A 12,857-nucleotide genomic window follows, 5' to 3' on the forward strand; every position below is an offset into this window, starting at 1 on the left:
AAACTATCAGAGACCATAAACCTCCCGATATATTTCATTGCTGACTTTTGTAAAGGTATGTTCCTGGAGGAACATACCTTTCTGCATTAATATCAATGTTAGTGGCGCCCCACCCGCCCTGTAAGCTGGCTGTAAATAAAGTGCAGGAAATGCTCCGAAACCCAGAGCCTCATAAAAACGAATCCTTCTCTGCGCATCTATCGTACGCGGTGGCTCCGTTTCCAATACCAGCCGACCATATTTCTCAAATAATAAGGTAATCACCTTCGTACCCGTTCCACGCCCCCGCTTTACAGGATCAATCGCAAAATGCTCTATAAACGTGAAATCCGTCAATGCCCAGCAAAATATAAATCCCACAAAATGGCCAGCCTCCCTTATCTCCAGCAACTGCAATGCCCCCTCCCGCAACAATCGCTGCTGCGCAGGCAAAGGCCGCCGCTCCGCTTCAGGAAAAGCCGCCTCATATAGTTCAATAACTTCCGGTGAAATAATATTTTTCGGCTGGAATGATAACATCCCCCAAAGATAAACACTTATCCGGGGTACATTTTCCATATCTTTCTTTCTAAAAACCCTCTTTTTAAACCGCCCCTACTTATCCGGCGTACACTTATAAGGATCCGGATTCACAGGGTCCGCTACCTTATTCACCGCCCAGCAAAAATTCATCGATTGACTCGTTACACTTATCAATTTAATCACCACCTTCTGCCCCTTCCTGCTATCCGCCGCCCTTACTGACTTCGTTCCCTTCGCTCCTATATCACTAATCGTATACTGCTCCGTCTTAAACACATCCCCATTCCCCCTCTGATACTCCACCGACACCACCACATTATCGATCACAAACTCCGTCTGATTCTTCACTACCACATCCAGGTTCTTAATCCCTCCCAAAAAACCAGTCTTATAATCACTATTCGTGACCGCAATGAACTGCTTCCAGTTCTTTCTGTAATAAATCCGCGGATCCACAAACTGCCCCTGGCTACCCTCACGCTGCCTCACCTCCGCCCTGTCCGCTATCTGCTGCGCAGTACTACTGCTCAGATCCAATGACTGCTTTAAATGCCGGTTCTCATTAAACAATCGCTCATTCTCCGACAATACCTGCTTCACCCGCTTCTGCTGACGGGAAAAGCTGATCACGAAAAATATTCCCAGAAAAATGATGATGACAATATAGCCTGTGTTCCTTTTCATAACGAACTAAACAGAAAAAATAATGCCAGTACATCTACGCACCCATCTTCTTCTTAGAAATTCCCGACTTATTAAAATACATGAAGTATCATCCCTCAGAACAATTACCCAAAACCCTTACGAAACGAACACATTCCCCCTACTCCTTAAACCCATAATTTATCCTCTCCCTCTTCTCAAAATCAAACAAGGTCAACAACCTCACCGTATAAAACGCATTCCAATACCCCCTCAACGCGCCAATGTACCCCGCACTCGCCTGATCCTTTTCTGTTTGCGCCAGGTTCAGATCCGTGATCGAAATCTTCCCAATCAAATACCGTTGCTTCGTAATCTCATACCTTTGCCTCGCAATCGTATCCGCCCTTGCCGCACTGCTCAACAACTTCTGCTGTAAATTAAACTGCTGCGTCTGCAAATACACCTCCTGCTCAAAATTCCGCTCCTGCTGCTGCACATCAATCTCCACCAATTCTTTATTCGCCTTTGCCTGCCTGATCTTATTCCTCGCCTTCCCCCAATCTACTATTGGTATCGCAATCCCCACACTCAACAACTGGTTCTGCTGCAAATTCGTTCCGCTATATGCCTGCTTCACCGTATTCCCCTGCTGTGCCTGCCCTACATTTGCAGACAAATTCAACTCATATCCATTATTCCCTCTCGCAATAGCTACCTGTTGCTCCGCCTGCAATCTTTGTCTCCTGAAAGACAACACCGCCTGCCTGTTATCCTCCGCCTGCACTAACGCTGAATCTGCCGCTACAGAAAATGAAGGTATTTTTTCCGGCAATGCCATCACCACAGCTGTATTCTTCGGCAATGTCAAAAACTGCGTCAATTGTCTGTAAGCAATCTCCTTTGCCAAACTCGCCTGCTCCAAACTATTCCTTGCATTCAATAAATTCAGTTCTATCTGCAACAATTCATTCTCTGCTATCTTACCTAACTCATACCTCCCTTTTGAGATCTGGTACAAAGTATCCGTATTCGCTACATTCGATTTTAACACCGCTTCCTGCTGCTGTGCCGCCAATGCATCAAAGAAATACCCTGTCGCTTCCACCGCTACCCGCTCCAGGGCCTCTACATATTGCTTCTGCGATTCCTGGTATAAAAGCGGTTGTATCTTCTGATCCCATTTATATGAATTATACAATATCATCGGCTGACTATAACTAATCATAAATGGTGCAGACAAATAACTAATATTCGTAGTCGGATTAAACAAATCATTTCTTTGCAGGTTCGTTGCCAGTGACAATGCTCCTCCCGTAAAAGGAACCACCTGCTCCGCCACCAATCCCGCAAAACTATATGAATATTTACTTCTGCTAAAAGCATAAGTACCATCCGGTTGCCGTATACTCTCTATATTTCCCAGGAAACTGCTGGTATTACTCGCCTGCAATTTCAACTGCGGTCTCCTGCCTGCTACATAATACCTGTAAGCATACAAACTATTCAGGGCATTGCTCCTCGCCTTGTAATAAGAGGGAGATTGTTGCTGCGCCTGCATGACCACCTGCTGTAAGGATAAACGTTGTTGTGCACAAACAAATAACGGAAACAACTGTATGAAAAGTAGAATTCTAATCATGGCGTAAACATTCAATCGGGTTTTTATGAGCAGCTTTGCGGGCGGGCGAAATTCCAAAAATCAACCCCACAGCAGATGCCAGCATGAAAGAGATAAATATGGAGAAAGGTGAAATAATCGTATGTATCTCTGCCAATCGATCCACCAGGTATGCCCCCGACACACCTAATAACACACCGATAATTCCCCCGGAAAGACTGATCAACACAGATTCAAACAAAAACTGCATCACAATATCTTTCTTCTGCGCACCCAATGCCATCCTTATCCCAATCTCACGCGTACGCTCCAGCACCGAAGCCAGCATGATATTCATAATCCCGATGCCCCCTACCAGCAAGGAAATTCCCGCTATCGCACTCAATACAATATTGAACACATCCTTTGTTTTCTGCTGTTGCTTCAGCAATTGCTCAGGGATGGTCATATCAAAATCACTCACATCATTATGCCTTCTTTTCAACATCCTGTTGATTACACCAGCAGACTTCGACAAATTATCCGCATCATTCACCTGTATCACCAACTGATCTAACTGATGAAAGATTTGTGGAGACTTATTTCTATCCTCTGAATTATCTTCTCCATCCTTCTTTCCTAAGTACAGCGAAGGATTCTTAAACCTGACCAGCATCGTTTGTATAGGCACATAGATATCCATATTATAATCCCTGATCCCTAAGTTCTCCTTCGTCGTACTACTAATCATCTTCTCCTCCGTCACACCAATAATTTTCAACCATTGCGTACCACATTTTATCGTCTTCCCCAGCGGATCCTCTGATATAAAAAACTTCCGCTTCACATCACTGCCTATCACACAAACACCATCTCCTTCAATCCGTTCCTTCTCATTAAACCCACTACCAGTGGTAATCCGGATATTGTTAATATCAAAAAATGCAGGCTCCACGCCCACCACTTTCAGCTTACTACTTTTACTCCCATAAATCACATCCTGCTCCAGTAACATCTCCGGGCTAATCGCCACCACCGTAGGCAGTATACGTCGTATGCTCATGGCATCTGCCAATGACAAGCCTTTCGAAAACTTTGGTTTCGACTCAGGTTCTTTTTGATCTGAATTATTACTGGTATTGTCTTTCTTCTCCTGCGATTTTGGTTTAATCACAATGTTATTCACACCCACCAGTTTCATCTGGTTCAAAATTTCTTCCTGCGCACCTTTACCAATTGCCAGCATCGCAATCACTGCCGATACACCGAAAATGATACCCAGGGCTGTCAGGAAAGATCGCAGCCTGTTGGCCCCCAGGGAGTCAAGTGCGATATAGAGATTATTAAAATTGCGGTCTAACATAAGGACAATATTTTCCCATTCCGGCGCTCACCGGTCAATTTTTTCCTGCTACAGAATGAGCTATTTTAATAAATTGATTTTCTTTTCCCTGGCATTTTCAGGCACTGACAGATATACAATGTCTCCTTCTCCCAGGCCCTTTTCTACAATAACCTCATCTTCGTTGGACTTACCCAGTTTAACCTGTTGCTTCTCAATATTCCCTCCTTGTCTCGTATATACATAACTGATATTACCACTTGCAAACACCGCTTCCAATGGTATTATCAGTTTTGCTGCAATTTCATTTACCAGGATGTTATTAGAAGTCGTCATCCCCGGCTTCAGTATAGAATCTACCCTATTCAGTTTGATCATCACCTCGAACACTTTCGCAGTAGCACCTGGCCGGGTTTCCCCGATATTGGCCACCGTCTTCACCACCCCTTGCATCTTTACTTCAGGAAATGCATCCAGCCCCATAGTCACTTTTTGAGACTGATGTATTTTGCTGATATCAACTTCATTGATATACACTTTTGACAACATCGAAGAGAGATCTGGTAGCATGGCTACACGTGGATCCCAGGGTCTTACTACTGATCCTGTTTTCTTTTTGCCTCCGGTAGACCAGTCATTGATATACACCAGCAATCCACTCTTGCCTGACTTGATCACAAACCGATCCCGCAAATCTTCCAGTCGTTTGATGCGCATGCTCAGTTCATCAGAATTCCGCCTGGCCTGAATCATTTTGGTAGCGGCCTGCTGCTGTTTGATCTTGTAATTCTCCTTCATCTGCTCATGGTCACGCTTAGCTTTGTCCAGGTCAATCTCCGCCTGCCTGATAGTAGCAGGAGGTTCATACTTACTAAGTTCCAAAGCTAGTTTTTTCTGCTCCATCTGGAAGAGCAGGTTTGCCATCTGGTCACGGCTCTCACGTAAGGTGAGCGCAGTGTCCAGCGAAGTCTGGATGATTTCTGAATTAGCCTTTTCAACTTCCAGCTGAATATCACTGATCTTTTTGTTGACAAGCGAAGGATCTAAAGTAGCGATGTAACCACCCTCCTGTACATGCGTACCTTCGGCTACCATGTCCTGGATCTTGATCTCATCATAGATCTGATTCGACTGCAAGTCATTAGGAGCAGAGATGTACACCGTATTCTCGGCTTCCAGCTCTCCTGAACAGTTGACTACATCGCGGAAATTGCCTTTCTTAACTTTAACGATAATACTATTGTCCGCAGCTTTGCCAGTCAGAAAAAAATAGGTTACCGCAATAACAGGGATTGCAAGGGCTAAAAACAGCCATTTACGGCGTTTGAACATAGTTAATACGTGGATTAAGGGATACCTGAGTCACTAAGTTGCATACAGCTACCCTATAAAAGTATAAGGTCTTTTGAAAAATAAATGTTAAAACTGATAATTCTTCTTCCTTATTATATATTTAGCAATCGTTATTTTTGCACCTCTAAATTTTCCCTATGGAACTGGTGATTGTAAATGATAAACATACAGCAAAGCAGTTTTTAGACGTTCATGTGCTGCTGAATAAAGATGTACCCGGATGGGTCCGCCCGCTGGACAGAGATATCAATGCCGTGTTTGATACAGAAAAGAACAAGGCCTTTCGCCACGGAGAGTTAGTCCGCTGGTTGCTGAAAGATGATAGTGGCAAACTGATAGGCCGTATAGCCGCATTTGTCAATAAAAAATATAAGACCAAGGGAGATGAACAACCTACAGGTGGTATCGGGTTCTTCGATGTGATCAATGATCAGCAGGCCGCCAACTTTCTCTTTGACCATGCCCGCGACTGGCTGAAAGCGAGAGGAATGGGAGCCATGGACGGCCCGATCAACTTCGGTGAAAGGAATAACTGGTGGGGTTTGGTCGTTGAAGGTTTTCATGAGCCATTATATGGAATGAACTTCAATCCCCCTTTTTATAAAGACCTGATGGAAAACTATGGCTTCAAGCCGTTTTTCCACCAGTACTGTTATGGCCTGAATGTAAAAGAGCGTGTACAGGACAAATTCTATACCCGCCACGCAGCCATAGCAGCAGATCCCGCATTCTCTTCCCGCCACCTGAAAAAGAACCAGATGGAGAAGTACGTAAAAGACTTTGTACATGTATATAATAAAGCATGGGCAGGACACGGAGGTAATAAGGAAATGGGATTCCAGCAGGCCCTGAAATTGTTTAATCAAATGAAACCTGTAATGGATGAAAAACTGGTGTGGTTCATTTACCATAATAATGAGCCGATCGGTGCCTGGTTGAATTTACCATCCCTGAACGAATATTTCAAACACATGAATGGAAAATTCGGGCTGCTGCAGAAGCTTCAACTCCTATGGATGAAATGGACCCGCGGTACCAAAACTTTTACAGGTATCTTATTTGGAATCGTACCCGAATTTCAGGGTAAAGGAGCTGATGCTTACATGATCATGGAAGGTGGTGCTATTATCCAGTACAAGCTGCAATATGAAAAATATGAGATGCAATGGATTGGTGATTTCAATCCCAAAATGATCAACATGGCGGAGGGACTGGGAACTACCATCACCCGAAAGTTAACAACTTATCGTTACCTCTTCGACAGAACCAAAGAATTCAAACGTCATCCACAACTTGTTTAAAATAAAAGAGCTTGTATCAGAAGTAAAATTTCCCGGATTTAATTCGGATACCTGAAGCTGAGCATCTTCATTTTTAAGATTCTCAGTGCCTCCAAATACATTTGATACAAGCTCTTTACTTATAAAGCCTTTACATCTGCCGGAGGCAAATGCCTGATGATGGTGTTGTAAATATCTTTTTCCCTGAAAGGTTTCAGCATACAATCATTAAAACCTAAATCTCTATACCGGCTATTCTCAGTCAGCGTAATATCCGAGGTAATTGCCAGCACAGGCACATTTGCTTTGAGTACATTACGATCCTCCCGGATCTTCCTCACCACTTCCAAACCTGTCATTCCCGGCATCTGTATATCCAGCAATACCATGTCATACTCATGACGGGAAAACAATTCATATGCTGCAATTCCGTCCTTTGCCTTATCAAAATTACACTTCCAGCGGCTCAGGATATGGGATAACAAAACAAGGTTCATTTCCTGGTCATCAGCTACCAGGATATTCCTGCCTTCCATAAAACTACCAGTCATTTCCTCCTGTTCTCTCCGGGTAATGACCAGCGTCTGCACCTCCGCTAACTGATAAGTAATTTTAAAAGAAAAACAACTGCCTTTGCCCTGCGCACTTTCAACATGAATATCACTCCCATGCAATCGAAGTATCTTCTGAACAATCGACAAACCCAACCCGGTACCACTCACCGCTGCCATGTGCGGAGGACGTGGAAATGAATAGTAGGTAAACAAATTGGGTAGAATATTTCCAGGAATTCCAGCGCCTGTATCTTTCACTTCCAGGTGAACGACAACTTTGTCCTCAATAGCTTTTGACACACGTAATATCACTTGTACACCTCCCGTTGAAGTGTACCTGATAGCGTTGTCAATCAGGTGTTGCATCACCTGTTTTAGTCGCAGCGCATCACCCATTACACGCAGGTATTGATCACCATCATAAACGGCATCAAAGTATAAATGTTTATCAATTGCTATTTTTCTTCTTTCTTCAGTTACAGCATAAAAAACGGTATAGATTTCAAAGGGCTGTGGGTCCAGTTGTATATCATCTTTTGCCAGGTGATATACTTCCTGGGCATCGGTCATGATGCGAAGCAGCATACCAGCAGCACGTTCTATGGCATGTAGCAGTTCCCGCTGTTCCTTATCCATTGGGGTATGCGTCAGTTGTTCACTCATGCCGATAATGGCATTTAGTGGGGTACGAACTTCTCTGTTGAAGTTTGAAATCATATCCAGCTTGCCTTTTAAAGAATCAGACAAGTCAGATTGTGTTTTGTTTAATTGCATTCGCAGGCGATAGTTCATGACAATAGCAACAATTGCTACAAATAGAAAAAACAGTGCGATGCTAATGACAAAAATACTATCGGATAATTGTACCAGGAGGGGCACAATACTTGAGGTCAACCTGCATGCGACCATCCTCGACATCATAAGAAATTGAAATATTAAAGATTACTTCCTACACGATAATTATGGTCCTTTCTGTGGTGCTTTTGCTAATATTAAGTTAGTGATTTATTTGCTTCCTTCCAATATGCTGCCCAACTTAGGTTGTATATCGATTTTAATTTTATATTCCTAAAAATTACCCACCACTCCTCTTACAATTTCACTTTCCAGCATTCTACTTCTTAAAATAACACTATATTTAGTAAGCAATCATCATGCTAACTTGCTTGTAACTATGTCCACCATTTTTTCGGCCGGTTCCGAAAAGCCAACTACAGTCCAACCTGCGGGTTCATTCAGATTGCAGGTCCTCAAAATGATGGGCAGCATTCTGCTGTTCTTCGTCACTTATGGTTTGCTGCTGATATATGCAGGGATCCTCGCCGCCATTTTTCTCTGGGCAGGTGTCAGCCTTATTATGTTTGCACCGCTCCATCCCATGACCATCTTCACCTTCCTGCTCATCATTGCAGGATTAGGAATTATCTTTATGGGTTTGATGCAGGTCTTATTCCTGGTCAAGTTTCTTTTCACCCGGCAGCAACAGGATTTGTCATTGCGCATTCCCATCACCCGCAAGGAACAACCTGTACTTTTTGATTGCCTGCAAAAAATTGCGCAAAGCACCAAAACCCGCTTCCCTAAAAAGGTCTACCTCGCTCCCGGCGTAAATGCAGCAGTCATTTACCCCGTTCGCTTCATGAATATGTTCTGGCCCGTTGGCAAAAACCTGGAAATCGGTTTAGGGCTTGTCAATAGTCTGAACATAAGTGAATTCAGTATGGCAATCGCACATGAATTTGGTCATTTTTCGCAGCGAAGCATGAAACTCGCCAGCTATGTGTACACGGTGAACAGAATGATCTACAATATGCTTTACGAAAACCAGAGCTGGCACAAAACCATGAGCTGGATCTCAGGCAGGTGGATCGTATTCGCATTGCTGGCCCGTATCAATCTTCGCATAGTCAGCGATATACAAAAGGCCCTGCGGTTGATGTATGGTATGGTGAACAGGCAATACATGGCCCTGAGAAGGGAAATGGAATTTCATGCGGATGAAGTGGCGCTGAAAGTAGCAGGTACAGATGCTGCCATTTCGGCCATGCGCAGACTGGAAATAAGTGGGTTCTTTTATGAGCATTGTCTGCTGCAATTGCCCGAAATGGCAAGGCAGCAACGACGCTTTGGAAATATCTATGAAGTACACCGCTCGCTCATCAGGCTCTATGCTTCTCAACATGAAATTGCGCTGGATGCACATCAGTTACCCTTAGTAACAGATAGCTATTTTAGCTCATTTTTACTGAGCAGGATACAGCTCCCGGATCAGTGGGCTACGCATCCCTCCAGGGAAGAAAGGGAGCAACGCTATGTGGCAGCGAATATCAGCAAAACAATGCATCCTGAAAGTGCATGGCAACTCTTTCATCATGCAGAGGAATTGCAAGAGCAAATGTCGACCTTGCTGAATCAACCTTTTCTACAGCAACCGGGTCAATATGTGCCTTATCCCGTGGAAAACTTCATCGCAGAAACAGCTACCAGGATCAAAGATTACTCAATGCCAGCTGTCTTCAATGAGTATTACGACAATCGCCCGTTTCCGTTGTTACCTGAAGCGAATATTACCCCGCTCCCTAATGATCAGATGGCAGCATTATCCATTTCTTTATTATATGCAGAGAATAATGTACAGCGGTTGCGGGCTTATTTCAGGGATATTCAGGATGCGGATACCTTACATGCCATTCAGCTGGGGCAAATCAAAACCAGGTATTTTGAATTTGAGGGAAAACAATACCCGGCCAATGCTGCGGCCAAAGTTCGTAACAGGTTGCAAACCCACATCCGGCAGGAAGCAGAGTGGTTGCAGGCGCATGATCTGCTGGCATTGCATTACCATTATACAGTAGCTTTTCAGAAAGATCCCGCCTTTGCACAGCAATTGCTGGAAAAGTATTTCAAGCTCATGGAGCACCAGGGTATTTGCTGGCAGTTGAATGATATAGTGGGCAGGATTTTTCATTCAGTTAGTTCCTTGTTTAGCGAGCAGGGATTGACGATAGCCAGTGCGCAGCCTTATTTTGACAGCCTGGTAGATGAAGGGGTATTGCTAAAGAAGGTGTTGCTCCGCCTGAAGCAGATGTCGGAAGTGTCAGGAGGATGGGATAATACCTTGCAGGAAAAGGTGAGCCATTTCCTGCGGTTTAATTATAGTTATGTAAATGGGAATGAGCCGGTTATGGAAGAGATTACGAATTTGCATGAGATTAGTACGACGGTGATGGAACAGTATAATAATAGTATCATCTTAATGAAGAAGGCCTGGCTGGAAGCGGTGTTGTAATGTCTTAATAAAATCGCCTGAATAGAATTCTCATAATTATATTCTCTTAATTGTATTCCCAAAAATCTACTTTCTTACCAGCACCCTTTCATTAAAAAAATTAAACACCTCTTCCTTACTGCCGCAGGCCACTTCCCCCCTCCTCCCATGCCCCTTTAACCATTTCTCCTGAATTTTCTGTACTTTCGACCTTCGCGAACCGCCTTTGAATATGGAGAATTTTATCGTTTCTGCCCGTAAATACAGACCACAGAACTTTTCTACAGTAGTAGGACAATCCCACATTACCACCACGCTCAAAAACGCTATCCGCAATAACCAACTTGCGCACGCCTTTTTGTTCTGCGGTCCACGCGGTGTGGGTAAAACCACCTGTGCCCGTATCCTGGCAAAAACTATTAACTGCGAAAATCTCCAACCCGATGGAGAGGCCTGCAACCAATGTCACTCCTGCGTTTCCTTCAACGAAGGCTCCTCATTCAACATCCATGAACTGGATGCTGCATCCAACAACTCTGTAGACGACATTCGTACCCTCGTAGAACAGGTGCGCTTTGCTCCTCAAGCCGGTAAATATAAAATCTATATCATAGATGAGGTCCACATGCTCAGTTCCTCCGCGTTCAATGCATTCCTGAAAACGCTGGAAGAGCCGCCCTCCTATGCCATTTTTATCCTGGCTACCACCGAGAAACATAAAATCCTCCCCACTATCCTGAGCCGGTGCCAGATCTTCGATTTCAAGCGCATCACTATCCAGGACACGGTAGAGCACTTACAGGAGATCTGTCAGAAAGAACACATCCAGGCCGAAAACGATGCCCTGCACCTGGTAGCGCAAAAGACCGATGGCTGTATGCGTGACTCGCTCAGTACCCTGGATAAAATCGTCTCCTTCACCGGCGGCAAACTTACTTACCAGAACACCCTGGAGCACCTGAACATCCTTGACTATGACTACTTCTTCAAGATCATGGATGGAGTACTGCAACAGGATGTAGCTTCCGCACTCCTCATATTTGACGAGATCCTGCAAAAGGGTTTCGAAGGCGATAACTTCCTGAACGGCTGGGCTGAATTCCTCCGCAACCTCCTGTTGTGTAAGGAAGATAAAGTTCTCCACCTGGTAGAAGTAAGTGGTAACCTGAAAGATCGTTACCGCCAGTTGTCCGGTAAACTCAGTCCTTCTTACCTGATCACCGCCCTCCACCTCCTGAACGAAACGGAGATCAATTACCGCATGGCACGCAATAAACGTTTGCATGTGGAATTGGCCCTGATCAAACTCTGTTTCCTGCAACAGGCAGTTACCTTAGTCAGTGATGACCAAACCGGGGAGGTAGTAAAAAAAAAACTGGTAGCTGACGGTTCCGCTCCTCAAAAACTGCGGGCACCGATTGCACAGGCAACACCCGCTAAAGCAGGTCAACCGGCTACAAGTACATCCATTGCTGCCGATGAGCCAAAACTCTCTATAGAAAATAAAGTGCCTGTACAGTCAACTGGGGTACAACAGGGTTTAAATACAGCTGCTCAGCAGACCGGGTATACTCAAACAGGAACTACTCAATCAGTTTCCTCCCAGGCTGGGTATAACCAATCCGGATCTTCTCAATCAGGTTCCGCTCAAAATGGAACCACTCATGCAGGATCTTCCCAATCGGGTACCTCCCATTATGATACCTCTCAATCCGGTTCTTCACATACCAGCTCCAAACCTGCTGCCACAGTGCCAAAGGTATCCGGCCTTGCTGCCATGAAACAGGCATTTGCCGCACAGCAAACCGTCGAAACCAGGCAGGAGAGCATCCCAATGACGCATGGCGCACTTTCCGTATACTGGGATGAATTCATCGACCGCTTCCGCCAGGCTAACAAAATGACAGTTGTAAGCAATTTACAACTAGCCGTAATCGCCATGCTGGGAGCTGAAGAGATCGGAATCACGAGCCGGAATATTGTGCAATTCCGCTTCATGGAAGAAGAAAAATTGCACATCTCCCAATTCTTCAAAGACAAGTTCCGGAACAACAGCCTGGTACTGACCCTCCATCTGGACGAATCACAGCAAACTGCGGATATTGGCCCTGCACCGCTATCCAGCCGTGAAAAATTTGCAAAGATGATAGAAAAATATCCGCTCGTGAAAGAGTTGAAAGACAAACTAAATCTAGAACTCGATTTTTAATACCCTCTTGAATCCACAGAAGAACAAGAATACAACTTTCACATTTCGCAATTCTTTTGTAGGTTTGAGGCAAAATTTGGAAAAATA

At 44.4% G+C, this 12,857-nt stretch carries 9 protein-coding genes; 3 read left to right on the forward strand and 6 right to left on the reverse strand.

Translation table 11 applies throughout. The annotated features are described in order from the left end of the window. Positions 1-6: 6 nt before the first annotated feature. The 5 genes from U0033_RS15650 to U0033_RS15670 all read right to left on the reverse strand — a co-directional run bounded on the left by U0033_RS15650 (position 7) and on the right by U0033_RS15670 (position 5,438). Entirely contained in the window at positions 7-519 is a 513-nt protein-coding gene (locus tag U0033_RS15650) for a GNAT family N-acetyltransferase (RefSeq protein ID WP_072359287.1), read from the reverse strand. Positions 520-594: 75 nt separating this feature from the next. Next, positions 595-1,206 carry a hypothetical protein gene (locus tag U0033_RS15655; RefSeq protein ID WP_072359289.1) on the reverse strand — a complete coding sequence of 204 codons (612 nt, stop codon included), beginning with the start codon at positions 1,204-1,206 and terminating at the stop codon, positions 595-597. Between the two features lie 139 nt (positions 1,207-1,345). Then, on the reverse strand, positions 1,346-2,806 hold the full coding sequence (locus U0033_RS15660; RefSeq protein ID WP_072359291.1) for a TolC family protein: 1,461 nt from the start codon (positions 2,804-2,806) through the stop codon (positions 1,346-1,348). Continuing rightward, a complete protein-coding gene (locus U0033_RS15665) occupies positions 2,799-4,127 on the reverse strand; it encodes an ABC transporter permease (protein ID WP_072359293.1) in 1,329 nt (442 codons plus the stop codon). Before U0033_RS15665 ends, U0033_RS15660 begins: the two co-directional genes overlap by 8 nt. A 60-nt stretch (positions 4,128-4,187) precedes the next feature. Beyond that, on the reverse strand, positions 4,188-5,438 hold the full coding sequence (locus U0033_RS15670) for an efflux RND transporter periplasmic adaptor subunit (RefSeq protein WP_072359295.1): 1,251 nt from the start codon (positions 5,436-5,438) through the stop codon (positions 4,188-4,190). Positions 5,439-5,596: 158 nt separating this feature from the next. Here U0033_RS15670 and U0033_RS15675 point away from each other — a divergent pair, with 158 nt between their 5' ends. Next, a complete protein-coding gene (locus U0033_RS15675) occupies positions 5,597-6,760 on the forward strand; it encodes a hypothetical protein (protein WP_072359297.1) in 1,164 nt (387 codons plus the stop codon). A 119-nt stretch (positions 6,761-6,879) separates the two neighbouring features. Here the strand turns inward: U0033_RS15675 and U0033_RS15680 are convergent, their stop codons facing one another. Continuing rightward, on the reverse strand, positions 6,880-8,067 hold the full coding sequence (locus tag U0033_RS15680; RefSeq protein ID WP_177318578.1) for an ATP-binding protein: 1,188 nt from the start codon (positions 8,065-8,067) through the stop codon (positions 6,880-6,882). 400 nt (positions 8,068-8,467) lie between these two features. Here U0033_RS15680 and U0033_RS15685 point away from each other — a divergent pair, with 400 nt between their 5' ends. Both U0033_RS15685 and U0033_RS15690 read left to right on the forward strand, forming a co-directional pair. Continuing rightward, on the forward strand, positions 8,468-10,582 hold the full coding sequence (locus U0033_RS15685) for a M48 family metallopeptidase (RefSeq protein ID WP_072359301.1): 2,115 nt from the start codon (positions 8,468-8,470) through the stop codon (positions 10,580-10,582). A gap of 211 nt (positions 10,583-10,793) precedes the next feature. After that, positions 10,794-12,770 carry a DNA polymerase III subunit gamma/tau gene (locus tag U0033_RS15690; protein WP_072359303.1) on the forward strand — a complete coding sequence of 659 codons (1,977 nt, stop codon included), beginning with the start codon at positions 10,794-10,796 and terminating at the stop codon, positions 12,768-12,770. Positions 12,771-12,857 lie beyond the last annotated feature (87 nt).

Source organism: Chitinophaga sancti (assembly GCF_034424315.1).
In the GTDB taxonomy this organism is placed as follows: Bacteria; Bacteroidota; Bacteroidia; order Chitinophagales; family Chitinophagaceae; genus Chitinophaga; species Chitinophaga sancti.